Raw genomic sequence first — 24,991 nt, 5'->3', positions numbered from 1 at the left:
CAACTCTGAAGAGCACTACAATCTTTGACCGCGAAGAGAATGCTGGGTGGCGGGCAGGTACTACTGTCGAAGCGGGTCCGTCCCGGTGCGTGACCATCCTGGTCAGTCGCCTAAGCAGATAGCATCTCCGTCTCCGTCCATCAGTCCGCCCGATTGTCAAAGCTGATGATACATGACTGACACGCTGTGGTTATTTCCAATACCGCGCTCAGAAGATCGCGCTGGTACAGGAGGTCGGCGACTTCCAACACTGTGTCAATCCTCGACAGGTCTTGGTCTGGTTAGGATTGGCACCTCGCAAGCATTGCACCAGTGCTCAGTGCGGCTATCGTCCCGTAACCTGAACGTCTTGTGCAAAGGTCCAGCTCGGCTTGCTCCACTTGGACGGCAGCGGGGGGTACGGCGCTGCGCGCCGGACACCTGCTACCACAGCACTGTCAAGTGCCGGAATTCCTGAACTCTGGACGACCGAGACTTCCGCGAGTGAACCGTCCCGGCTGATAGTGAGACGCACTCGCACATTCATTGAGGCCAACATGCGCCTGTTCCCCAAGGGATATCTGACCGCACGGCGAATACGCGACTGCACCTTGCCCGGATAGTTGTCTATGTCCGCATTGCCCATTCCGTCCGAACGTGCAGCAGAACGGAAGCTTTGGTCGGAAGATACCGCTTTGCTGTCATTGTCCTCACCATGTCCGGAATCCCCCTTCTTCCCGCTTTGAGAACCGGGAGGTTTCTTTGTTGTTTTGTTTTTCGGCTTTTTCTTCGCCGTGGCCTTCAATTTTTCGATGGGATGTACGATTTTGGAGGCTGGCATCAAGCCGGGCGCGTTCATAGAACTTGATTGTTCTTTTTGCCCTTCGCCCATTTCAACGGGGGCAACGGGCTTGGGATCTTCTTGCCCCTGCGTTGCCACCGCCTGTAACGCCGCCGTCTCAGCGGGAGCGTTCGACGTCAGCGGCAGCGGTTCGGCAGCATCCGGCATCGATGAACCAAGCGCAGCCTCCTGCTCGAATTGACTTTTCCTGTCTTCAATTGCCGGCATCGCGTTGGGCTGCACTGCCGCTGATTGCGTATTTGCAGGCACGTCTTCTTGGTGCAGGGGATCAACCTGCAAATCTGGATCACCTGCAACAGTGCTGTTGGTTTCGGAATCGCCAACTATGATCAAACTAACGACTGAGCCAGCTTCCTCCTGCACTATGGGTGCCGTCAGGCTAAAGGAAAGAGCAGCAAGCAAAGCGAGGTGGACCGCAAGTGAAGTGAACCATGCATAGGCGATGCTCAGACGACCACGCTTTGGAACATCCCGCCGCTTTCCCATGTCGATATCGCAGACCGGTGGTGTTTCAGCGGCAATACCGGAACTCTGAAATGGATAGTCAATGATCCCCATCTTCAAACAACGGCTGCGGGCAAAAATCACATCATCAACCGGCTGACGTGATGAGTTACGACAATCGCAACTCCCCTGCCCGGCAGATTGCCAGCGCAGATCGTCATTCAAATCGTTGGCATCCCAATCAACAAAAATATCGGCATGCCGGTTGGATTTCGCTGAAAGCGCTGCCCGCTCTAACTCTGCGAGGTTGAAATTAAATCGCGGCCAAGTCGCAAGCTTCATTTTCTACCTCGTCGCGCGCTCGTACAGTCGATGAGCCATCTCATCGGCTTCACCAGCCGGACGGTCAGATTTCGTCAGCTTCAATGCACGATAGTGTGCGACGCGGTGACAACAGCTTTTCCGATCCCCAATTTAGCCGCTGCGCTTTCTGCTCACGATGGACCTACGCATTTGTTTCGATTTGCCGGCGCATTTCATTGGCAAGCGGATTGAGCACCTCGGTGGAAAGAGGCCCGACCAGGCTGTAGCCGATGCCCGCCTTTGACCAGCTGATCCTCTGCACAAGGCCGGCGGATTGCGACAACATGGGAGAGTTTTTATCCGCTGCCATGGCCCGTGTGAGCATCACCAACCGGGTGCCATTGTCATCGTCATACATGAACATACCCGCAGGGCCGTGGGCTGTGGCAACAACGCGCCCTCCCATGAACCGGTAGCCGGAGCCTGTCAGGTCAGGCACGGATACATTGTGGCCCAGACGGTTCGAAACCCATTTGACCAGGCTATCCTGATCGGATGCTTTGATTTCCACTGGCCGTCCCTTATCTCCAGCATAGACCTGATAGCTGTATGTCGCCTCGTCAGCGAGCGCTATGATGCCGCCGGTAGCTGGTTGAGACAGAGTCTGAAGCGACCAGCCGCCGGTTAGGCCAACTGCAAGCAATACAACAGCGGCAGCAGCGGAGCGCCAAACCGGAAATCTTGGACGCCGCGCGCTATCAAGCATGCGCGCCAGATTAAGCTCAGGAGGTACCGGTTCTTCGCTTATTGGTGCGAGTGCAGACCGCAGTTGATCCCGCTGCTTTCGATAACTTGCGATCCGCTCGGCCTCATCAGGGTGTTGCTCAAGATACTGGGCAACCTGATCCCGTCTGGCCGTGCTAAGAGCCTGGTCGACATAAGCGTGCAGATCGTCTTCCGTGATCGGGCTGTTGTTCATTTTACTCTCCTCAAATGAGGACCGTTTTCAATCTTGTTGTTCACTTCACCCTCAAGAACCTGCCGCAACCGTTCACGGCCTCGCGCCAATCGCGACATAACCGTACCTATAGGAATTCCGAGAACCTTTGCGGTTTCCGCATAGGATAAATCTTCAACCGAAACGAGAAGAATGACATTTCTCTGCTCTTCCGGCAAAGTTTTCAAGGCACGCAAAACGTCCTGTTGATGTAAGCCATCCTCTTGCGTCGGCCTCCCCGAGAGGGCCGGATCAGATGCATCGTCAATATCCAGATGAACTCCGCGCCGTGCGGTTTTCTGTAGGCGGTTGATGGCCAGATTGTGCAGGATCGTAAACATCCATGTTCTGGCGTTACCATCATCACGCCGCTGATGCCAATGACTGACGGCCCGCTCCAGACAATCCTGCAGCAGGTCATCGGCAGCCGAACGATCCCGCATCAAGCTACGCGCATATCGCCGCAATGCCGGAATGAGGGGCTCGATCAAAACGATCATATCTGTCATGTCAGAGCCCCTTCTGCTTCAAGGCGTTGCACGACGCCGCTGACGGTAGCCATTGTACCAATACCATTCTGCCGTACCGTCTCGATATGTGACCGCTGCCCGCATCTCGCTGCCTGATGGAAAACCGAATGCGGGCAGCGCCTTATCATTTCGTCTGCACCTGCACGAGCTTACCGATCTTGGCGGCTGTGCCGGACGCAACCACCAGATAGCGGCTCGGGACGTCCTGTCCACTCTCTGCCAATTGACGAATGGGGCCAACCGCATTGACGATTGCCGAACCCGCGGGGTTGGTCATGAAGGCTGCCAGCGGCTGGAGCGCACCACCACCATCCGGCTGAGATGCCAGTGCCAGCACATAAGGCTGTTTGGGCTCCAGACCCGTCACTGCAGCTTGCAGAACCTGTGTAAGCCCCTGATCAAAGAGGGTCACACTCGTCGGCTTTGCCTCCGCAGATGCAGCAGCCGACACCGAAGCGAGGGTCAACTGAGCCGCTTGGCCAGCAACACCGAGAGGTTGCAAATTCTGCATCCCGTCACCTTCCGGAACAGCATTGGGAACATAGGTCAAAGCCTGCGGCGCCTGTCCAATGGGAATGGTTGCGATCACCGTATTGGTCAGCGTGTCGATGGCCGCCAGTGCATCGGCATTTTCCAGGCCGACGTAAACACGTGTGCCATCACCAGCGGGCCACAGCCCATGCGGGAGCTTACCGACCGGGATCGTGGCCACTTGCTCAAATGTGTCGGTGCGGAAAACCTTGATCTGGTTCAATCCGCCAACAGTCACGTAGGCAAACATGCCATTGGCATTGCGGACGATGTTGACGTGATTGGTGATCGGCCCCGTATCCAGCGTTTTGATGAGTTTGAAGGGTGGCTTGGCGTCAAACACCTGTGTCCTGCCCACGTCTTTCAGAGTGAACCAGACTTGCTTGCCATCAGGCGTTGCTGCGAGATCGGGACAGAACGGGCTTTCCTGCTTCACATGGCCGACGATTTTGTGATCGGCAACGGAAATGACGACGGTTTCCGGATTGAATGACGAACAGACATAGCCGTATTTGTTGTCAGGCGAGAATATCTGCATGCCCGGTCCTCCGGGCACCTTGATCCGCGTCTTTTCTGCAAATGTATGTCCATCCAGAACGGCGATGTAATCTTCACCCCGAACCGTGACCCAGACTTCCTTACCGTCAAGTGTGAAAAATGCCTCATGCGGTGCCCGCCCGAGGTACGTGACGTGTTTGATCGCGTTGGTGGCCGTGTCGATAAACGTAACAGAATTGGTGCCGATCGAGACAACCGCGAGCGTTTTGTGATCGGGGGAAAAACCCATGCCGTGCACAAGCACCTGACCGCGATAGAGTGGGGCAAGATTGCCTGGCTGCGGATCTCCGAGCCGGATGACGCCCAACAGCTTGTTATCGGCAGGATCGGTGACCGATACCGTATTTGAAAACTGTTCGGCCGCGTAGACACGGTCGCGATGACTGACGGGGATGTCCGGCGCCGAGGCTGGTCCTGGGACCTGCCCGGCGAATGCCGATCCGAGCCCTGCTGCTGCAGTGCCAATCAATAGCGTCAAGGTGAAAAGCTTCGATCTCATTTTAAATTCCTTGTTGGATGTTAACGGCTGACGACACGGATATTGCTTGAGTTGACGGCGAGTGCGTATCCAGATCAGGTATGAACGCGGTTTGGGTTGAAGATGGCTTGGACGATGGCAGCGGGTCGCCGATCGCAAGGCGCATCGCGGCAATTTCCTGTTGCTGCGTAACGATGATTTCCTGCGCCAGACGTCTTATTTTCTCGTTTTTGCCGTAACGCAGAACTGCCAGAGCCATGGCAATCGCTCCCTGATGGTGCGGCACCATCATTGCCACAAAGTCACGATCAACGTCGCCCGTAGGCTTGACGTTCATATCCGCCATCATCTTTGTCATGGCGGCATCGTTTCGCGTCAGAAACGGCGTTTCGTCCGCTTCACCGCGTGGCGCCACATTTTCCGTACTGGCCGCGATATGGGACAGATCGTGTGCCGACGCGATGGCGGAGCAAGCCACTGCAAGTGTTCCAGCGATGAGCAGTGCGCGGTGACCGTCGAGATATCCATGGGACATGTCTTTTATACTCCGATCAGATTGTGTGTTCTGGCGGTAAGACAACCCAGGCGAGGGTTTATTCCGCGCCCTGACATTTTTTGCGTCAAAAACGGGGAGCACTTCACGACCAGTGTCTTCAATCCATAATAGTGATCAGTTGCCAAGCGCACTGTTCGTACGGGACTGATAGCGCTGCGCCGAATTTGAGGCCCGGCGCCGCCTCTTGAGGATTGGACGAAGAAGCCGATAGCCGAGCATCAGAACTATCAGAGCCAGATAGAAATACTGCTCACCAGAAAGCACCTTCGTTGACAGCGCAAAATGGATTCCTCCGCAGACTGTTGCAGCGTAGATCAATCGGTGCAAGCGAAGCCAATTCTTGCCGAGCCTGCGAATAGAGAACGCATTCGATGTCGCTGCGAGCGGTACAAGCAACAAGAATGCCGCCATGCCCAACATGATGAATGGACGCTTTAGGATATCAGCAAGAATGACCGACAAAATCGGCGGCTGGTCAAATACAACATAGACCGAAAGATGTACCAATGCATAGTAGAAGCACAGGAGTCCCAATGCGCGGCGATAGCGGATGAAATTCAAGCCGAAAAGCTCACGTGCCGGCGAGACGGCAAGTGTTAGAATGAGAAAACGGACCGTCCAGAGCCCGAGAAGCTGCTCAAAGGCCTTGACCGGGTTGGCTCCAAGACTGTCGGTTGCCCCCAAGTAAAAATACCAAACCCCTGGCGTTAGGCCGATGATGTAAAGCAGCCAGACCGAGGCGCCCTTCCAGTGTCTTGTGCCAGTGAACATGACGGCCATCAGAAGTTCTTCCGCAGGTCCATGCCGGCGTAAAGGCTGGCAACGTCTTCCGCATAGCCATTGAACATCAAGGTTGGACGCCGGTCCGAACTGAAGAAGCCCCCTGTCCCGATGCGTCGCTCAGTTGCCTGGCTCCATCGGGGATGATCGACCTCAGGATTAACGTTGGCAAAAAAACCATACTCGCTTGGCGCGACGATATTCCAGGTGTTCTTTGGCTGCGTATCGGTCAACGAAATACGAACAATCGATTTGCATCCCTTGAAACCGTATTTCCATGGCACGACCAAGCGAATGGGAGCGCCGTTCTGGTTAGGGAGTGTCTCACCATAAAGACCAACCGCCAGGATCGTCAAAGGATTGCGAGCTTCGTCAAGGCGGAGACCTTCGATATATGGCCATGGCAGCGGTTGAAACAGGCCGTTTTGTCCCGGCATCTGCTCTGGCCGCACGACTGTTTCGAAGATGACGTACTTGGCGCTTCCAAGGGGTTCGACTTTGTCAAGAAGTGCTGACAGCGGAAAACCCTGCCATGGGATCACCATGGACCATCCTTCGACGCAACGCATCCTGTAGACACGCTCCTCCGCCGGATATTCCTGCATGATCTGATCAATGTCGAAGGTTCTGGGATTGGCAACCATGCCATCAACCTTGATGGCCCATGGCCGTGGCTTGAAATCCCCGGAATAGCTCATCGGATCCGATTTGCTGGTGCCGAATTCGTAAAAGTTATTGTAAGCTGTGACATCATCGTGGGGTGTCGGTTTTTCCGATACCGTGTACCCGCTCTTCTTCGCCGAGAGAGGTGCGGCATCAGCCTGATCAGGTGCAAGGATCGAGAGCCCGGACATGGCTACGGCCGCAAGAAAGTCGCGGCGCTTGAGGTAAATACCGCGCGGTGTGATTTCTGAAGCCGGGATTCTCGGCGGATGATAGATCGACATTGACTACCTCATGAGTAATGGCTTGTCGGCAAGGCGTTGCCGCTGGAAAGGAAAGCTGGGAGAAAGGCCAGAGCAATCAAATGCATTGCCTGGAAACTCCAACGCGCACTCCACCTGTTGAAGACACGCGGCACGCGGATTTATTCCATCGACGTCAAAATTACCGTCGCAGGACAATTACGAAGCTATGATCCCAACCCATCGATTATTCGTCAGAAGAATAGCGCAAGGTGCTAGTGCTGCGAGCATGGCACGTTGCAATGCGTCTCTCTTCGGAAGGCGGGCAGGATAGTCAATAGCCTGTCCCGATCCTGTTTACCCAAAGGAATACAATTCCATTCGATAAACCAAGGGATATTCCAAACAGTTTTCTACCAATCCCGATTTGTCTGGATGTCTGTCTTGATGAAATCGACAAAGGTGCGGATGAGCGGGTTTTTATATCGGCTTTGAAAATACATGGCGTAAAGCGTGTGAACACTCGCCGGCTCGTAATCGGGCAAAATCACCTCAATTGCGCCATTGGCGATATGGGTACTGGCAACATAGAGCGGAAGGCAAGCAATCCCTTGATGCGCTAGGGTGAAATTCAGCAGCGCCAGGCTGCTATTGCATTCGAGCGCCGCGTCAACCCTTATCCGTTCCAGGGTTCCCTCACGCCAGTAAGTCCATGCCCCGCTATTGGTCATCGCAGGATAGACCAGCAATTGATGCCGCTGATTTGCCAGATCCTGCGGTTTCTGCGGCCGTTCAAATTTATTCAGATAGAATGGGGTCGCACAATAAACCCAACGGATCTGTGCAAGCTTGCGGGCCGCATAAGGGCCGTCAGTTGCATCTGTAATGCGCAGGGCCACGTCGATCTGCCCCTCGCTGAGATTGACGAGTTTGTCATCAAGCGAGATATGAATGTTAACCTCTGGAAAGGCTTGCTGGTATCGGCCGACGATACCAACAAGCTGAGAACAACCAAAGGCAATCGAGCAGGAAATATGCAGATCCCCCTTGGCCCGGTTACTCAAGCCGCCCACCTCGTCGAGTGTATCCTCCACCTCTGCCAGAATATGGGAAATACGCCGGAAAAACAGTTTGCCGTGAGTGGTCAACGTCACTGCCCGCGTTGTCCGGCGTACCAGGGACACACCGAGTTGCTCTTCGAGCAAGGTCAGGCTTTTGCTGACGGCCGACGGGGTCATGCCCAGTTCTCGGGCAGCCGAGGAAAGGCCGCCGGTTTCGGCGATTTTGGCAAGGACGACAAATTGCGTGAGGGAGGCGGCTGGCTTCATTTGTGAATATATATCATCATAGTTTGCAAAAATAAACTAATTCTCACAAACGGCAGCCGCGCTAATATAACCGCAACCGGGAGGATGACTTTGAGCATGCATTTTGATCTGGAGGTTGATCGCCGTCATACGAGTTCGATCAAATGGGCTCCCCAAAGAAACCTGACCGCGGACGAAGCCGCCGCCGACCCCTTGCCCATGTGGGTAGCCGACATGGACTTCCCAGCGCCTCCACCGGTTGTCGAAGCCCTCGGCAAGGCTGTCCGCGATGGCATCTTCGGCTACACGTTCCGCACGAAAAGCTACGAGGAAGCCGTCTGCGGCTGGCAGAAAAAACGCTTCGGATGGGATGCGCAGCCGCAATGGCTGGTGCAAATACCCAGCGTGGTCACAGCACTCAATCTTATTGTCAAGACCTTCAGTCATCCCGGGGATGCCGTCCTTGTGCAACCGCCGGTATATGCGCATTTTTTCACGAGCATTGTTGAAAACGGCCGGCACGTCGTGGAAGCGCCGCTTCAACTGGATGAGGGCACGCGTTCCTACGGTTTTGACGCGGAGGCTTTTGAGGCGGCCATCACGCCGAAGACCAGACTCTTCTTTCTGTGCAATCCGCACAATCCAACAGGCAATATCTGGTCGAAAGCCGATTTGCGCCGCATGGGCGAGATTTGTCTGCGCCACAATATTCTGGTCGTATCGGATGAAATCCACCAGGATATGATCCTTACGCCGCACCGTAAACATATCCCCTTTGCCGCGCTCGGCGACGAGTTCGCACAAAATTCGATCGTCTGCACGGCGCCGAGCAAGACATTCAATCTTGCGGGGCTGAAATGCTCCAACATGTTTATCGTCAACGAAAAACGCCGGAAAGACGTCCAGAGTGCGCTGGCCCGGGGCGGTATGAGCTTTGTCAACATGTTGGGCGCGGTGGCCTGCGAAGCGGCCTATCGGGATGGTGAGCCGTGGCTCGAGGAGCTGTTGGCCTATATCCGGGGAAATCAGCGCCATTTTGCGGCGGCCGTTCATCAGGCCATTCCTGCCTTGCGCGTTTTCGAGACCGATGCCCTTTATCTGGCGTGGATGGATTGCCGCCGCCTTAATATGCAGGGACCGGAACTGGAAAAGTTCATGCTGACCAAGGCACGGGTATGGTTCGATCGCGGGCCCAGGTTCGGCAGGCAGGGCCAGGGCTTCATGCGGGTCAATCTCGCCTGCCCGCGCTCCCGCGTCCAGGAAGCCATCGAAAGAATGAAACGGGCTTTTGGTCCCAAAGCGCCGTTATGAGGAAGCGGGCGCTTTGCTAACCAGCGTCGAAACTGTCCGAATGGCCAGAAGACGCGACTGTAACGATGAGAGGGATGAACCGCACGCGCCGGAGGAGAATGGCACGAGCGGATAAAACCGGAATAGGGAGGACCATGCCGGACTTTCGAAGGCAATCGGGACGTGCTGCTGCATACAGACCTGCGCAGACAGCTGCTTCGTGCAAAAATTCCGCACGTGACCGATCAGGCAGAGTTTCCGGCAACCATGTCTTTTTCACAGGCCTATGAAGCAGTGGTTTTGTTCAGCTTCATCGGACTCGTCAAAGTCATAAAAATGGAAGTATTGGGAGGATTTGCAAATGTATATCAACGCGATGAACTGGAGCCAAGTCGAGGAACATATCAAGAAAGATGATCGATGCATCTTTCCGCTTGGGTGCATTGAACAACATGCGCACCTCAGCCTGGGAACCGACATGATCCTCTCGGAGAAAATTGCAATGGACGCGGCGGAGCCGCTGGGCATTCCCGTTTTTCCGGCGATGCCTTATGGCCTGACAGCTGGCTTTGTTGATTTTCCAGGCACGATATCACTGCGCATTCGCACCTATATCGCGTTCATCGAGGATATACTTGACGGTCTGTACCATTCAGGATTTCGCCGTATTCTTATCGTCAACGGGCACGGGGGAAATGCGCCGGCGGGAGTCGTGATATCCGAATGGATGAACCGGAATCGTGACGCCAGTGTCAAGATGTATGACTGGTGGCGTGCCCCAAAAACCATGGCAAAGGTGCTTGAGATCGACAGCCGTGCCTCGCACGCCTCCTGGATGGAAAACTTTCCGTGGACACGGCTGGAAGGTGTCGTCCAGCCGCAGCACGTGAAGGATTGCGTCGACTTGAACGGGCTCGCCCGTGTCGATGCTGGCCGCAAACGCGAGCGTCTTGGTGATGGCTGTTGCCATGGCCTCTATGAGCGACCGGATACGGACATGCTGGCCATATGGGAAATCGCGGTCGAAGAGACGCGCGCGCAACTGGAAAATGATTGGCACTGACCGGTCATGGGACAGATAGCTTAGCCAACGACAACATAATAGCTGGGCATCTGCCGTTTTCAACAACGCGAATGGGAAGAGCGTGATGGTTGCATTTATTGTTCGGAGAATGTGGCAGGCGTTGCTGGTCATAATCGTGATGTCGATGCTGGTGTTCTACGGCGTGTTCGTCATCGGCAATCCCATCGACGTATTGATATCGCCAGATGCCACACAGGAGATACGCCAGCAGATTATAACCCAGTACGGGCTCGACCTTCCGATCTGGCAGCAATATCTCCATTTCATGAACGCGCTTATCCATGGCGATCTTGGCCGTTCCTTTGTCTACAATATGCCGGTCGTGGAACTGATCGCTTCCCGTTTTCCCGCAACGATGGAACTGGCAACCATGGCCATATTGCTGGCCAGCGCAATCGGCATCCCGCTTGGAATCTACGCTGGCTACAGGCCCAATGGATGGCCATCAAAGGCTATCATGGCGGCATCCATTCTAGGGTTTTCGGTACCAACATTCTGGATTGGCCTGATGATGATCATGGTCTTTGCGGTCGAACTAGGTGTCCTGCCAGCCGGTGGACGCGGTGAGGCCGTCTCGATTTTCGGAATCCCCTGGAGCTTCCCGACGGCCACTGGCCTGCAGCACCTGATCCTTCCTGCTGCGAATCTGTCCCTGTTCAAGATGTCGATGATGATCCGGCTGGCGGCATCCGGCACGCGCGAAATCATGCTGACCGATACGATCAAATTCGCGCGCGCGGCAGGTATCGACGAATTCACAATTTTGCGCAGGCACGTGCTTCGCTTGATCTCTATTCCCCTGGTGACGGTTTTTGGACTGGAATTGGGTTCGACAATCGCGTTTGCGGTTGTCACTGAAACCATTTTTTCCTGGCCGGGCCTGGGCAAACTTATCATCGACAGCATCACATCACTCGATCGCCCGGTCATGATTGCCTATCTCATGATGGTGTCGCTTCTGTTCATCACAATCAATCTGGCCGTTGATCTCGCTTATGCAGTGCTTGATCCACGCATGCGCCAAGGAGACGGCAAATGACTGAGTCGGCTATAAAGCCTCGTTCGCCAGGCGGATTTTGGACGGAGTTCTGTCAGCATCCCGTAGCGGTAGCTGCCGCATGCGTTGTGATTGCAGTCACGCTGTTGGCCATTTTCGCGCCGCTCATTGCTCCGCAAAATCCCTATGACCTTGCCGGGCTCGCGCTGAGAGACGCACGCCGGCCACCGGGCTTCGTAGGAATTGGCGGATACACCCATATTCTCGGCACCGACAGTCAAGGCAGAGATCTTTTCTCCGCCATTCTTTATGGCCTGCGAATTTCACTCCAGATGGGACTGCTGGCAGGAGCCGTCGCTTTCTCGATCGGGGCTCTGGTTGGCTCAGCCGCCGCTTACATTGGCGGACGTGTAGAAGCTTTCGTGATGCGTCTGGTCGATCTTCAACTATCGTTCCCGGCCATTTTGCTCGCTTTTGTTGTGGCCGCTCTTCTCGGTCAGGGAAAATTCCAGTTAATTATTGCGCTCACCTTTTCCCAATATGCCTATTTCGTGCGCACAGCTCACGGAGCCGCGTCTGCGGAATGCAACAAAGACTATGTGGAAGCAGCACTTTCCATCCCGATGAGCGGTTGGTTTGTCGTAACTCGTCACATCCTACCCAACACCCTGCCCCCATTGATCGTCGTTGCGACGGTACAGGTGGCGAGCGCCATCTCCCTTGAGGCCACGCTATCATTTCTCGGCGTGGGCCTGCCGCCCACCGAGCCTTCCTTGGGCATGCTGATCTCAGGCGGTTTCCAATATCTGCTTTCGGGCCGTTACTGGATTTCGATCTATCCGGGCATCGCGCTCATCGTGCTTGTTATGGCGATCAACATTGTTGGCGATCAGGTGCGCGAACAGCTAAATCCAAGGCTAAAAAAATGACAGATCCTGTGCTTAAGGTTACCGACCTCTACACGCATTTCGAAACCCAAACAGGGACAGTGAAGGCCGTCGACGGGATATCGTTTCATCTCAATCGCGGGGAAGTCCTTGGCCTTGTTGGGGAGTCCGGATCCGGAAAATCGATCACGGGGTTCTCGATCATCGGATTGATAGACAGACCCGGACAGATCAAGGGCGGCTCCATAAAGCTTGAAGGGCGAGAACTCGTTGGACTCGCCGAGGATGGGTTGCGGCACATCCGGGGCCGCGAAATTTCCATGGTTTTTCAAGACCCCATGATGACGCTCAATCCGGTACTCACCGTTTTCGAACAAATGGCCATGGCTCTTCGAGCCCACGAAAACGTGTCGAACACCGAAGCGCGGGCCCGCTGTATCCAAGCACTGCGGCAGGTGCGAATTATCGATCCGCAACAGAAAATAGACTTTTATCCGCATCAGTTCTCCGGCGGAATGCGTCAGCGCGTGGCTATTGCCATTGCCCTGTTGCACAGGCCGAAAGTGATTATCGCTGATGAACCCACAACCGCGCTCGACGTCTCGGTTCAGGCGGAGATCCTTGTTGAAGTCAAATCTCTCGTTGCCGAGCTTGGCATCTCTCTGATCTGGATCAGCCACGACCTCGCGACGGTGGCATCGATATCCAACCGCATAGCTGTGATGAGGTATGGAAAGATCGTGGAAACTGGCCCGGCTGCGGAGGTACTTGGGGCACCAGCCCATCCGTACACGCAAATGCTGCTCAACGCCCTTCCCTCACGGTCCAGGCCTGGACAATTGCTCGCCACTCAGGAAAGCCATAAACCGGGCGGCGAAAGCAAGACCGCCGGCTGGATTGAGCAGAAGAGCCCGAATTTTGTCAGCGTGAAGCACGTCGTCAAAAAATTCGAACGAGCCACGGGATTGTGGAGCCGTATCGGCGTCAAGTTAAACCTTATGCAGCCTCCCAAAGCGGTTCTGGCGGTGAATGATGTCTCATTTACCATTGCTCAAGGTGAAGCGCTGGGACTGGTTGGGGAATCCGGTTCCGGAAAATCGACACTGGGGCGGATTGTGTGCGGAATTTATCATCCCACCCAGGGAGAGATAAAGCTCGATGGCGCTTCTGTCGTGTCAGCATGCCAACGGGGCCGGAAACTGACGACAAAGGTCCAGATGATCTTTCAGGATCCTTTTGCTTCCCTGGATCCACGGCGGACGATCGGCCAATCGATTGCCGAAGGTCCAATCGCTCATAAATTGACCACGAGAGCAAATGCACGCGACTACGTAGCAAGATGGCTTGAGGCCGTCAGTCTGGATCGGGCAATGGCCGACCGCTATCCGCATCAATTCTCCGGTGGACAAAGGCAGCGCATTGCGATTGCCCGAGCGCTTGCAATGCGCCCGGACGTGATTGTCTGCGACGAGCCGGTGGCGTCGTTGGACGTCTCTATTCAAGCACAGATCCTCAATCTGCTGCTCACTTTGCGCAGTGAGTTTGGACTGACGCTGCTTTTCATCAGCCATGACCTCGGCGTCGTTCGCCATCTTTGTGATCGCATAGCGGTGATGTACCGCGGACAGATCGTTGAGGTGGGTTCTGCCGAGAGCATCTTCGAAGCACCCAAACAACCCTATACCAAGATGTTGGTCGATGCGATCCCGAAACTAATTTCGAAACGGCCTGCCCTGCAGGACGCGTGATGCTGCCGGGCCGTCCTTTATTGCCATCGTTCACACGATTGGACAGAAAAATCTTCCGGTGTTTCGCCGGACGATGAACAGCCAGAACAAACCAAAGGGGAGAAACTCATGAGAAAGCAAATACATGCGAGCCTGTTGGGGATCGCTTTTCTAATGACGGTCGCGCAGACGAACGCCGCCGATCTTGTCATGGCCATCAAAGCGGGGCCGGCGTCGATGGATCCTCATTTTACGGCAACAGCGGCCAATGCGGACGCAGTGAAGCATATCTTCGATACCCTGATCCGCTCCGGCAACAACCTCGAGCTGGAACCATCTTTGGCTCTCAGTTGGACGGCGCTGGACCCGACAACATGGGAATTCAAGCTGCGAAAGGATGTGAAATTTCATGATGGTTCAGATTTCACCGCAGAGGATGTCAAATTTTCGATAGAGCGTATTCCCAGTGTCACAGGCCCCAATCCGACCACGATCTTCGTACGCCGTGTAAAAGCGGTGGAAATCATCGATCCGTATACGATCCGCATCAAAACCGATGGCCCGGCTCCAAGTTTGCCGAACGACTTCGTGCGTTTGTTCATCGTTTCGCACAAGGCTGCTGCCAGCTATTCCACCCGTGACACGGCAGCGCAGGGATTCAACAGCGGTAAGGCAACTATAGGAACCGGCCCATACAAATTCGTGTCCTGGGCCCCGACCCAGGATCTCGTTCTACAGCGCTTTGATGGGTATTGGGGTGGTACCGAGCCATGGGATCGCGTGATAAGAAAGGAAATTCCAAACGATGCCGCCCGCGTTGCCCAACTGAAGGCGGGCCAGGTCGACATTATTTCCAAAGTTCCAGCGTCGGATGTTCCCGTGCTCGAGCGAGACTCGTCTCTTGCGGTGGTAAAGAACGAAAGCATCTATGTCAGTTATCTCGAGTTCGATTTTCGCGAGAACAGCCCGCAGATTGTCGCCAAAAATGGCGCAAAATTGGACAAAAATCCCCTGCGTGATCCTCGTGTACGAGAAGCAATCGACGCTGCGCTTGATCGCGAGACGATCGTGGCCTATGCGCTTGAGGACTTGGCCATTGTTCCAACGCAGCTCGTATCGTCCAATATTTTTGGGTTCAACAAAGCGCTTACAGCCCCGAAATATGACGTCAAGCATGCCAAGGAATTGCTTAAGGATGCTGGCTACGGCGATGGATTCAAGATAACCCTGAGCTACGCCAATGATCGCATGCCGATGGAGCTTGGCCCCACGGTCGCCCAGATGCTGTCGATGATCGGTATCACGGTCGAGGTCAACGGCGTACCAGCCGCCGTTTACAACCCTGCGCGAACCCGCGGTGAGTATTCGCTCAATATGGCAAGCTGGGGGACGCTCACGGGAGAGTCCAACTACACATTGTCGTCTCTCGTGCATTCCTATGACCCCGATCACGGGTTGGGAACCTATAATGTGCGCGGCTATTCCAATCCGGACATGGACAAACTTATCAAGAGCGCCAGTGATGAAATGGATACCAGCACTCGCCGCCATTTGTTGGAGGAGGCCAACAGTCTGGTCGCAAGCGACCGTCCGGAGCTGGCGCTTGCAACACTGCTCAGCGCCTGGGCCATGAAAAAAGATAAGGTCGTTCTTACACCACGAGCCGACGAGGATACTCTGGCCATGAACATTCGTCCGGCCAAGTAAGCCGCAAAAGGTAAAGGAAGGCCGGGCGCATGCCGGTCCTTCCCCCTGTGAAGCACGAACAATGTTCAGCGGTCAGATGGATGCTTGGGCTCAAAAACAGAAGATTCTCAACCAAACTAACGCCGGTTGGCCAATCATGAAGAATGGCATATACAATGCAGAAAATGCATCGAGGAACGTGTGATGGAGCTAGGCTGGCTTGAGGACTTCTTGGCATTAAGGGAACTGGAAAGCTTTACAGCAGCAGCGGATCGGCGCAACATCAGTCAGTCGGCTTTTTCACGGCGCATTCAGTCGCTCGAAGATTGGCTCGGCGTGACGCTGATTGACAGAAGCGTACGCCCGCATCGTTTCACGCCTGTAGCAGCCGAGAATTACGGTGACTTCCAACGAATTCTCAATCAACTCTATGAGTTGAGAAGCCAGGTTCGTGGCGAACAGAGCAGAGCTTCACGACTGAGAGTTGCAATCCAGCATTCGCTGGCCTTCTCGATCTTTCCGCGGTTTGTCGAAACACTGCGGCAGCAAGGTTACCAGCCGGCATACCAGCTCAGCTGCGCAAATCGCTCGGACTGTATGGAAATGATGATGCGCGGTGAAGTCGATTTGATGATCTGCTATGAGATGCACCCGTCACCGGAGCCTATCATTCCCACGACGGCCGTGCGTGTGGCGAGCGCCAGGGACGATATGATCCTGGTCGGTCCTCCCACCCTCATTCCTGAAAAGCAACAAGTCCTGCCATTATTGACTTATCCCCAGAGGAGTTTCTTCGGCGACGTGATCTGGGAAAAGACCATGCCACAGCTGATGGAGTACTATCGCTGTGAGATCATTTGCCTGAGTTCATTAAGTGGGGCACTAAGGGAGATGATGTTGGCTGGGTTGGGATTTGCCTGGCTTCCACGAAGCCTTGTGTTAAGTGATCTGGCGCAAGGACGGGTTGTCCAACTTGACCCTGAAACTATCTTTCAACCGCTGCGGGTCGCAATATATTGTTGTCCGCAGGACTCCAGCGGGCTGACTGCAATTGCACTGAGTCACCTGCAATCCGTCAATCTCCAGGCCTTGATCGAACAACAAACTGAGTGCCTTTAAGGCAACCCGGAAGATTTATCAGGGGACGCGAGTTCTGCGCCCTCTGGCGACAATCTCCTCCGCGAGGACATCCAGAGCGTCGATAACGGGCACGGTCTTCGCAGTATTGTGTGTGAGGATTGACAATTCGGTGCAGGCGACCAGGACGATATCGGCTCCAGCGTTCGCAAGTTCGCCAGCGATAATGGCGAGAGAATTTTGCTGAGCTACACCTGTATCGCCCGCCTTGACGGCTCGTATCATCGCCATGACAGCGTCCTGCCGATCGGGGATGCGAACGGCGAACCCATGGCGACGCAGGGCCCGTTCATACAAGCCGATTTTCAGCACGGCGGTGGAAGCAAGCAAGCCCACCGTCGCGTTGGCCGGAGCCACTGCTGCGAGGCGCCTCCCCGTCAACTCAACCATATCGAGGAAAGGAACCGCCACGGCGGCAGCGATTTCGTCAGCATAGTAGTGGGCTGTATTACAGGGCATGGCGAGCATCGAGGCGCCACTGGCGACCAGTCCTTTAGCCATTCGAATAAGCTCCGGCAAAGGGCTGGGACCTGTCTCCTCGATCAACGCGGCGATGCGTGAGGGCACCGCCGGATTGTTGTCAACAAGCATATGGATATGGTCGGCATCGTCTTGAGCAGGGGTTAACACTATGACACGCCGCATCAGATCGACCGTGGCTTCGGGTCCCATGCCGCCAATGATGCCGACAGTCGGCCGATGGCTCGGTGCGGAGCTTTCAGCCATTGCTCAGAAAATCCTTGGCATAGGCAGTCAGGCCGATTTGTCCCCCGGTGTGAATAAAGACAACCGTTTCACCTTTACGAAAGTGTCCTTTCCGCACGAGGTCGATCAGTCCAGACATGCCTTTACCGGAATATACAGGGTCGAGGAGGATGGCTTCAAGTTTGGCCAGCATACGAATCGCGTCGATGGTGGCGGGAGGCGGGAAACCATAGCCCTCACCCACATAATCGCAATTTGCCATAACATGCTCGCGCTTTACGGCATCTGACATACCGAGAAGATCCGCAGTGGAACAAGCGAGCTTGAATACATTTTCCTCCTGCTTTTCCTTTGGTGCCCGCACGCCGATCCCGAGGAGCTTGATGTCGCTGTTCAGGCCAACAAGGCCTGCCACCAGGCCTGCCTGTGTGCCGGCGCTGCCGGTCGCGTGGACGATATGATCGACCTTCAGTCCCATTGTGTTGACCTGCACGACAAGTTCGAGCGCGGCATTGACATATCCGAGAGCTCCGACTGGGTTGGATCCTCCGCCCGGAATGGCATAGACCTTTTTTCCCGCTGCTTTGAGCTTCTCAGCAACTTTCATCATCTCCCCATTCATGTCGGGATGTGACGCGCATCTTTCGATCGTTGCACCATGCAGAACATCAAGCAGCACATTGCCATTTTCCGTGTAGTCAAAATCGGTTTTCTTCGTGCGGTCTTCAAGCAGCAGATGACAGCTCATACCAAGCTTCGACGCTGCCGCAGCCGTCTGGCGCGCATGATTGGACTGGGTCGCGCCCTGCGTGATGACAGTGTCAGCGCCTTCCGCCTGGGCTGCCGCCATGAGAAACTCGAGTTTGCGCGTCTTGTTGCCGCCGGTGGACAACCCCGTACAATCGTCGCGTTTGATCCAGATTTCGGGACCGTTGAGCACCCTGGTCAGATTGTCGAGTCTCTCCAGCGGAGTGGGTAAATGTGCCAGCGAAATGCGTGGAAAACGGGCAAGATTCATGAGGGTCACCTAGCTTGTTCAAAGCTCCCATTTACGGCATGCGGCACTTGAGTGTCTAATGCAAAGGTACGATGAAGTACATCATTACATGCAGTTTTTGCATATTATGGGTCGCCTGCCAATTCGCGACCAAAGATGCGCCATGGCGCAAACAAAATGATGTACGACTTAGCCAACTATGGCGGAATAGACAGGCATGCGCACCTTAAAGCCCAAACTTTCATAAAGAGAGATAGCTGCCTTGTTGGTCGCATACACATGCAGATACGGCGTTTCTTCCTGAGACCTTATCTGCTGGACGAGATGCATCGTTAATGCTCTCGCAAGCCCTTGGCCCCTGTGCTCCGGATGCGTACAAACAGCACTGATTTCTGAAAAACCCGGTTGCTTGAAACGTTCGCCTGCCATTGCTATCAAACGCCCTTCGGAGAGAATTCCCCAGAACTGCTGAATGGAAGAAGTCCCCGCCCTAACGGGAGCGGCATGGGTTAATGAACATAACTCCATAATCTGCGGAACATACTCTGAACCAAGTTTCACAATGTCAGGATGAAAGCCGCCTTGCACGCTCTCGGCGGCTACCATCTGCAAACCGCTGGCGAATGTTGCCGGAACTGACACTTTTACCGTAATAGGGTCCTTTTGAATCAGAATGCACTGATCGCCCCGTTCTAGAAGTTTCAGCAGAGCATCCCAATTTTCTTTTTCATTACCTGAAATGTCTGCAAAGGGAAGCAAATCACTGGGATATCGTTTGGCGAGAGCGTCCCCAACGGCAATACCGGCGTGGCGCGTGCAAAGCGCATTCCATATTGGATGATCAAGAACGTGCATGTGCTTCTCCTTGAGACGTTTTTCATTCGAAAATAGCCGGCTTTGACCGTACAAGACCGAAAACTGTTGGCGGTCGCGCAAACAGAGTAAAGCACTTACTTCTTGGCTTCAGTGGCGAGCGGACACTCGCTCTCACTGAGGGGAAAATAGGCGTCCTTCGGATCAATCTTCTCAATCACCTTGTAGTAAGCCCACGGCTTTTCGAGTTCGGCAGGTTCTTTCACCTGAACCAGATAGAAATCGTGAACGAGTTTATTGTCCGCCCGTAGCGTTGCCCCCGGAGCATAGAAATCGTCAACAGGCGTAGAGCGCATTTTCTCAAGTACCGTCATCGTATCGTCCGAGCCGGTTGCAGCAACCGCCTTCAAATAATGCAACACTGCCGAATATACGGCTGCCTGTGGGGCAGTCGGCATGGTGCTATGCTTATCGAAGAACCGTTTCGCAAAGGCTCTGGTCTCATCGTTCAGGTCCCAGTACCAGGCTGTGACGCCGGTAAGCCCCTTGGCAATGTCCAACCCCATACTGTGAACGTCGGTAAGGAACATGAGTTCGGCGACCGGCTTTTGTGAGCCTTCGCTCATCCCAAACTCGTTCCACTGCTTCATCGATGAGACAAGTTGGTCGCCAGCATTCGCGAACGCGACAACTTCAGCACCCGACGCTTGTGCCTGCAGCAGGAACGAAGCATAGTCAGGAGTACCCAGCGGATGGAAAACGGAACCGAGCTTCTTGCCACCCAATGAAGTCAGCACCTGCTCCGATTCAGCCACCATATTCCGACCGAAAGCGTAGTCCGCGGCAATGAAGAACCAGGTATTGAGCCCCTGTCCGACAAGCCTGCGCACCGGACCGGAAACTAGGTTGTAATTGTCGTGCAACCAAGATAGCCCGGTGGGCGAGCACTGCTTGCCTGTAATCTCGGTTGTACCGACGGCAGAATATATCACCAGCTTCTTCTTCTCACGGGCGATCGCTTGAATAGCCAGGGCTACGGCCGAATTGCTCACGTCAGCAATCATGTCAACGCCGTCAACGTCATACCAGCGACGCGCAACCTGCGCGCCAATGTCCGCTTTATTCTGATGATCTGCCGATACAATCTCGACTTTGATCGAAGGTGATACCTTGCGGAAATCATCGATCGCAAGGTTCGCCGCGACGACAGAACCCAGGCCCGCCAGATCGGACAACGGCCCTGATTGGTCGTTGATTATTCCAATCTTGACGGTTCCGTCAGAAATTTCGGCAAAAGCCGTTCCAGTCATCAAAATCATGGCCGACAGTACACCTGCCATAGACGTCAGGATTTTTGTCAGAACCCTGTACCGATAGGACGCAGTTCGATCGTGACTCATTTTATCCCCTAACGAGCCAGCAATCTCTTTGTCGTGGAGAGGGCATTTCGTAAACACCCAGGATGACCACGCACCTCTCGTCCACTCAGTCTGGCTAACCCAGATTAAGGTAGGGAACGGATATACAACAATGCCGAATTTCCATCATTTTCGGCCATAGGAAAACACGTCGGCTCGTCTTTCAGGGATGGTATGATCTACTGCCCGACCGTGCGCTTACGCCTTGAGTCACCGGTTGGGTTACTTCGGCCAAAACTGGCTGCGGTGGTCTGCAGAACCAATTCAGCTACTCCGTGAAGCCCGGCGAAGGGTTTGCGGCGACTGACCAAAGGCGCGGAGGAAAGCGCGCCTCATCCTTTCCGGATCGCGAAACCCCGTCGTGACGGCAACTCTTTCAATCAGCTCGCCCGAGGACAAAACCCGCTCTCGCGCCACTTCCAGCCGCAGCCTTTCTATGGCCTTGGACGGTGTCGAGCCGGTTTCAGCGGCGAAAATTCTCGTGAAATGGCGCGAACTGAGGCCGACTTGCTCAGCAAGCATTTCAACCGTGAGGGGCTTGTCCAAATGTTCGCGCACCCACGTCAGCAAGGCACTAAAACGACCGTTCGGGGGCTTTAGCTCCAACAGAGACGAAAACTGCTGCTGCGCTCCGCCGCGTCGATTGTAGAGCACAAGCTGGCGCGCAGTGTCTCGAGCAATAGCGTCGCCATGGTCTTCGGCCACCATGGCAAGTGCCAGATCGATCCCCGCAGTGATGCCGGCGGAGGTCCAAACATTGCCATCGCGCAGAAAGATGCGGTCCGGATCCAACTTTACTTTCGGATAACGTGACAGGAAATCTTGCGTGCAGCACCAATGCGTGGTCGCCTTTCGTCCATCCAGCAAACCCGCTTCTGCAAGAACATAGGCACCGGAGCAAACGCTGGCGACACGCACGCCTTGCTCAGCTAGTCGGCGTAAAAAGGAGATGGTCGTTTCGCACTTGACTACCGCGTCGACACCATTCCCGCCAGCCACGATGAGGGTCGACAGGCAGTCCGAAGAAAGCAGTGCAGAAGCAAGTACTTCGATGCCCGAAGAACTCTGCACAGGTCCAGCGTTGAGAGCGAGCATCTTAACTCTGGAGGCAACCGGCGTGAAGCGAGCAGCAACTTCAAATACCGCAATTGGGCCAGACGCATCCAGCAATTGAAAGTCTGGAAAGATCAATATCCCAATCATGCCTACGTCCGTAAATGAGGGAATAACACCGTTTCGAATGAGATGGCAACATGGCAATATTCCAGTGTCAAGCTCGACACTAGAAGGTTTCATCATGTCTAAACTTCTACAGATAGGATTTCTTGTTTTTCCTGGCATGACCCAGCTTGATATGACTGGGCCTCTGCAGGTGTTTTCCAGCGTGCCTGGCGCTAGGGTCCACTTAATCTGGAAACGCATCGAGCCGCTGGCCAGCGACAGCATTCTCACCATCATTCCGACCATCACGTTAGCCGACTGCCCTCAGCTTGATGTGATCTGTGTCCCCGGCGGTTATGGCACGGATGATCTCATGGCGGACGATGAGGTTCTGAACTTTCTCCGGAAACAGGCTGAGCATACACATTACCTCACGGCTGTATGCACCGGGTCACTTGTGCTCGCAGCGGCGGGGCTATTGCATGGATATCGCGCGGCCACCCATTGGAGCGCTGTCGACGCGCTGTCCATCTTCGCTGGGGTGACTGTATCGCGTGAACGCGTCTGTGTTGATCGCAACCGCATCACAGGTGGCGGCATCACTGCCGGAATAGATCTTGGGCTAACTGTGGTAGCAAAGCTCACCGATCGCACAACTGCGCAAGCTGTCCAGTTGCGCATGGAGTACAACCCAGCGCCGCCATTCAATGCTGGATCACCTGAAACCGCGCCGGTTGAGGTCGTCGCTCTCTTAAACGAACAGACGTCGAAGGCAAGGATACGCCGGATCGAACTCGCGAAGCAGGCTGCGACCAGAGCCCACGGCTAAATTGAGCATTCACCCGAAGGAACGGCCAGCATGACTGCATAACCTATCGCATCAGATAGTTGCCGACCCCAGCCACAAATGAAAGGCCCAAAATGTCCGCCCGACTTCAGATAGGACTGCTTGTATTCCCCCGCATGACACAGCTTGATATGACGGGGCCGCTCCAAGTATTTGCAGCCTTGGATGACGCCGATATCCATCTGGTTTGGAAAGATATGAAGCCGGTATCGAGTGATACTGTGCTCACTATCGCACCGACGGTCTCCTTTGCGAACTGTCCTCGGTTGGATGTCATCTGCGTACCAGGTGGTTATGGTACAACCGAACTGCTTTGCGACAACGACGTACTAGAATTTCTGCGCGATCAGGCAAAAGAAGCACGCGTCGTTACCTCCGTTTGTACCGGCGCGCTTGTGCTGGGTGCGGCAGGGCTTTTGAAAGGCTATCGGGCAGCCACTCACTGGAATTCACGCGATGCGCTTCCCTTGCTGGGCGCAACGATCGCGTGCGAGCGAGTTTGTATCGACCGCAACCGCATAACGGGAGGGGGCGTCACAGCAGGAATAGATTTTGCTTTAGCTGTCGTTGCGGAACTTAGAGACCGCCCCACGGCAGAGGCAATCCAGTTGAGTCTGGAATACGATCCTGCACCGCCGTTCAATGCAGGTTCGCCAACCAACGCACCAACACAAATCGTTGAAATCGTACGAGAAAAGATGGCTAAAGCCCGAGCTGAGCGTTTTGAACGCGTTAAGCTGGCAGCAGCCAGATTGAGCGATACGACGTTATCACAATAATTTTGGCTCGTGCGTTTGGCTTAAATGACGGCATGACCCCGTCCACTGTTAGCGATAAGCGCCACAGGATAAGGAAAAATCTATGCCAAATACAATCATCATCGCATTCCTTGCATCGTTGGTAGCCCTGGTCTCCCAGCCAGCATTGGCTGATGAAAAGGACGTGAGCTTCAAGGTCGACGGCCAAGTTGTGCATGGTACACTGGCGCTGCCGGATGGCATCAAGGCTCCCCCCGTCGTGCTAATGCTCCACGGTTTCGGGGGAACCCGAAACGAGTGGACCTCGCCATACGTCCCAAAGGGGCTCTTCGGGCAGGCCGCCGAGACGCTCGCAAGAGGGGGCGTTGCCTCGCTGCGCATAGATTTTCGGGGCAGCGCGAGCAGCGAAGGAAAGTTCGAAGACATGACCGTCAACACAGAGATACAGGACGCAATCGCTGCGTTGACGTTCCTCAGCTCGAGCCCGCATGTGGATAGCAAGCGGATTTCTGTTCTTGGCATGAGTCTTGGGGGAGTCGTCGCGTCTGCCGTTGCGGCGCAACGCGGCGAGGATCTTAGATCTGTTGTTCTCTGGAATCCCGGCATTAATCTGCCAGCTGCGTTCGCTGCACTGGTTGGGCTGGACCAAGTACGCAAAGGTCTTTCCGGAGGCGATAACCCGGTCGAGATAGCGCTTCCAAACGGGAAGAGCTTGAACCTGAAAAGGACATTCTTTGAAAGTTTGTATCGCATTGTTCCGGCAGCCGAGATTTCCCGGTATAATGGCCCCCTGCTGGTAATGGTGGGTACGAAGGATGACCTCGTCTTTCCGCAACCCGTATCAGCCGAAGCTCTACTCTCCTATCACCCCGGAACACATGTCTTATGGCAACGTCCTGTTGATCATGGATTCGATGTAGAGAAGGACGGCAAAACCGTTTCTGTATTGATCGACGGCACCCTCGACTTTCTGCGCGAGCATTTCAAATGAGGTTCGGCCAGGCACCATTTTGCGACACATCCGGCCTACGCGCTTATGAAAAATCACAGACAACGGAATAACGCGGCGTCTGGTTTGTCTAACCATTAGAATGCGCACAATCTGATCGGAGTATGAAAGACATGTCCCATCGATATCTCAATGGTGAACGAGTGCTTCTTCTCGCTGGAACACTGCCGTCATCTGCCCTCCGTCGCGTCGGCGCCTGATCCCTCCCACGACGTGATATGCGTGAGCGACCCAACAAAATCTGC

General features: G+C 54.7%; 24 protein-coding genes. 11 read left to right on the top strand and 13 right to left on the bottom strand.

The features are described 5' to 3' along the window. Nucleotides 1-325 precede the first annotated feature (325 nt). The 8 genes from C5750_RS07575 to C5750_RS07540 form a co-directional block, all read right to left on the bottom strand. A complete protein-coding gene (locus tag C5750_RS07575) occupies nucleotides 326-1,627 on the bottom strand; it encodes an energy transducer TonB (protein WP_105733277.1) in 1,302 nt (433 codons plus the stop codon). 163 nt (nucleotides 1,628-1,790) lie between these two features. Further along, entirely contained in the window at nucleotides 1,791-2,567 is a 777-nt protein-coding gene (locus C5750_RS07570; RefSeq protein WP_105733276.1) for an anti-sigma factor family protein, read from the bottom strand. Next, nucleotides 2,564-3,094, bottom strand: coding sequence for an RNA polymerase sigma factor (locus tag C5750_RS07565; RefSeq protein WP_105733275.1), 531 nt, complete (start codon nucleotides 3,092-3,094; stop codon nucleotides 2,564-2,566). The genes C5750_RS07570 and C5750_RS07565 overlap by 4 nt, the downstream gene beginning before the upstream one ends. A 145-nt stretch (nucleotides 3,095-3,239) precedes the next feature. Continuing rightward, nucleotides 3,240-4,703 (bottom strand): YncE family protein, encoded by a 1,464-nt coding sequence (locus tag C5750_RS07560; RefSeq protein WP_105733274.1) that lies wholly within the window; start codon nucleotides 4,701-4,703, stop codon nucleotides 3,240-3,242. A 1-nt stretch (nucleotide 4,704) separates the two neighbouring features. Beyond that, nucleotides 4,705-5,217, bottom strand: a complete 513-nt coding sequence (locus C5750_RS07555; RefSeq protein WP_105733273.1) for a DUF305 domain-containing protein — start codon at nucleotides 5,215-5,217, stop codon at nucleotides 4,705-4,707. A gap of 135 nt (nucleotides 5,218-5,352) precedes the next feature. Next, nucleotides 5,353-6,018, bottom strand: a complete 666-nt coding sequence (gene msrQ / locus C5750_RS07550; RefSeq protein ID WP_105733272.1) for a protein-methionine-sulfoxide reductase heme-binding subunit MsrQ — start codon at nucleotides 6,016-6,018, stop codon at nucleotides 5,353-5,355. Next, nucleotides 6,018-6,965 (bottom strand): protein-methionine-sulfoxide reductase catalytic subunit MsrP, encoded by a 948-nt coding sequence (gene msrP / locus C5750_RS07545; RefSeq protein WP_105733271.1) that lies wholly within the window; start codon nucleotides 6,963-6,965, stop codon nucleotides 6,018-6,020. The genes msrQ and msrP overlap by 1 nt, the downstream gene beginning before the upstream one ends. A gap of 371 nt (nucleotides 6,966-7,336) precedes the next feature. Beyond that, on the bottom strand, nucleotides 7,337-8,251 hold the full coding sequence (locus C5750_RS07540; RefSeq protein ID WP_105733270.1) for a LysR family transcriptional regulator: 915 nt from the start codon (nucleotides 8,249-8,251) through the stop codon (nucleotides 7,337-7,339). Between the two features lie 96 nt (nucleotides 8,252-8,347). On the opposite strand from C5750_RS07540, the gene C5750_RS07535 reads away from it, so the two are divergent. The 8 genes from C5750_RS07535 to C5750_RS07505 all read left to right on the top strand — a co-directional run bounded on the left by C5750_RS07535 (nucleotide 8,348) and on the right by C5750_RS07505 (nucleotide 17,020). Continuing rightward, nucleotides 8,348-9,541 carry a MalY/PatB family protein gene (locus tag C5750_RS07535; RefSeq protein ID WP_105733269.1) on the top strand — a complete coding sequence of 398 codons (1,194 nt, stop codon included), beginning with the start codon at nucleotides 8,348-8,350 and terminating at the stop codon, nucleotides 9,539-9,541. A gap of 162 nt (nucleotides 9,542-9,703) precedes the next feature. Further along, a complete protein-coding gene (locus tag C5750_RS26520; RefSeq protein ID WP_146215449.1) occupies nucleotides 9,704-9,937 on the top strand; it encodes a hypothetical protein in 234 nt (77 codons plus the stop codon). Further along, the gene (locus C5750_RS07530) at nucleotides 9,882-10,583 is read left to right on the top strand and encodes a creatininase family protein (protein ID WP_105733268.1); all 702 of its coding nucleotides are present in this window, start codon (nucleotides 9,882-9,884) and stop codon (nucleotides 10,581-10,583) included. Before C5750_RS26520 ends, C5750_RS07530 begins: the two co-directional genes overlap by 56 nt. An 85-nt stretch (nucleotides 10,584-10,668) precedes the next feature. Continuing rightward, nucleotides 10,669-11,643: an ABC transporter permease gene (locus C5750_RS07525; RefSeq protein WP_105733267.1), complete on the top strand. Its 975-nt coding sequence runs from the start codon at nucleotides 10,669-10,671 to the stop codon at nucleotides 11,641-11,643. Continuing rightward, a complete protein-coding gene (locus C5750_RS07520) occupies nucleotides 11,640-12,530 on the top strand; it encodes an ABC transporter permease (protein ID WP_105733266.1) in 891 nt (296 codons plus the stop codon). Before C5750_RS07525 ends, C5750_RS07520 begins: the two co-directional genes overlap by 4 nt. Then, a complete protein-coding gene (locus C5750_RS07515; RefSeq protein WP_105733265.1) occupies nucleotides 12,527-14,236 on the top strand; it encodes a dipeptide ABC transporter ATP-binding protein in 1,710 nt (569 codons plus the stop codon). The genes C5750_RS07520 and C5750_RS07515 overlap by 4 nt, the downstream gene beginning before the upstream one ends. Nucleotides 14,237-14,344: 108 nt before the next feature. Then, nucleotides 14,345-15,922, top strand: coding sequence for an ABC transporter substrate-binding protein (locus tag C5750_RS07510; RefSeq protein WP_105733264.1), 1,578 nt, complete (start codon nucleotides 14,345-14,347; stop codon nucleotides 15,920-15,922). A gap of 183 nt (nucleotides 15,923-16,105) precedes the next feature. Beyond that, nucleotides 16,106-17,020, top strand: coding sequence for a LysR family transcriptional regulator (locus C5750_RS07505; protein ID WP_105733263.1), 915 nt, complete (start codon nucleotides 16,106-16,108; stop codon nucleotides 17,018-17,020). 18 nt (nucleotides 17,021-17,038) lie between these two features. On the opposite strand, the gene cuyB is transcribed toward C5750_RS07505, so the two are convergent. From cuyB to C5750_RS07480, 5 genes are all read right to left on the bottom strand, one after another. Next, complete coding sequence (gene cuyB, locus C5750_RS07500; RefSeq protein ID WP_105733262.1) at nucleotides 17,039-17,764, bottom strand: cysteate racemase; 726 nt, start codon at nucleotides 17,762-17,764, stop codon at nucleotides 17,039-17,041. Then, nucleotides 17,757-18,761, bottom strand: a complete 1,005-nt coding sequence (gene cuyA / locus C5750_RS07495; protein WP_105733261.1) for a D-cysteate sulfo-lyase — start codon at nucleotides 18,759-18,761, stop codon at nucleotides 17,757-17,759. The genes cuyB and cuyA overlap by 8 nt, the downstream gene beginning before the upstream one ends. A 168-nt stretch (nucleotides 18,762-18,929) precedes the next feature. Continuing rightward, nucleotides 18,930-19,595: a GNAT family N-acetyltransferase gene (locus C5750_RS07490; RefSeq protein ID WP_105733260.1), complete on the bottom strand. Its 666-nt coding sequence runs from the start codon at nucleotides 19,593-19,595 to the stop codon at nucleotides 18,930-18,932. A 95-nt stretch (nucleotides 19,596-19,690) separates the two neighbouring features. Further along, the gene (locus C5750_RS07485) at nucleotides 19,691-20,872 is read right to left on the bottom strand and encodes an ABC transporter substrate-binding protein (protein WP_245421028.1); all 1,182 of its coding nucleotides are present in this window, start codon (nucleotides 20,870-20,872) and stop codon (nucleotides 19,691-19,693) included. A 363-nt stretch (nucleotides 20,873-21,235) separates the two neighbouring features. Continuing rightward, nucleotides 21,236-22,174 (bottom strand): GlxA family transcriptional regulator, encoded by a 939-nt coding sequence (locus C5750_RS07480; RefSeq protein ID WP_105733834.1) that lies wholly within the window; start codon nucleotides 22,172-22,174, stop codon nucleotides 21,236-21,238. Nucleotides 22,175-22,268: 94 nt separating this feature from the next. Between C5750_RS07480 and C5750_RS07475 the strand changes: the two genes are divergently transcribed. From C5750_RS07475 to C5750_RS07465, 3 genes are all read left to right on the top strand, one after another. After that, nucleotides 22,269-22,961: a DJ-1/PfpI family protein gene (locus C5750_RS07475; RefSeq protein WP_105733258.1), complete on the top strand. Its 693-nt coding sequence runs from the start codon at nucleotides 22,269-22,271 to the stop codon at nucleotides 22,959-22,961. A 92-nt stretch (nucleotides 22,962-23,053) separates the two neighbouring features. Beyond that, entirely contained in the window at nucleotides 23,054-23,758 is a 705-nt protein-coding gene (locus C5750_RS07470) for a DJ-1/PfpI family protein (RefSeq protein ID WP_105733257.1), read from the top strand. Between the two features lie 82 nt (nucleotides 23,759-23,840). After that, the gene (locus C5750_RS07465) at nucleotides 23,841-24,728 is read left to right on the top strand and encodes an alpha/beta hydrolase (protein WP_105733256.1); all 888 of its coding nucleotides are present in this window, start codon (nucleotides 23,841-23,843) and stop codon (nucleotides 24,726-24,728) included. Nucleotides 24,729-24,991: the final 263 nt, after the last annotated feature.

It is taken from the genome of Phyllobacterium myrsinacearum (assembly GCF_002980555.1).
Lineage (GTDB): Bacteria > Pseudomonadota > Alphaproteobacteria > Rhizobiales > Rhizobiaceae > Phyllobacterium > Phyllobacterium myrsinacearum.
Note: the sequence above shows the minus strand (reverse complement) of the source record. Positions and strands in the feature narration are given on the sequence as shown.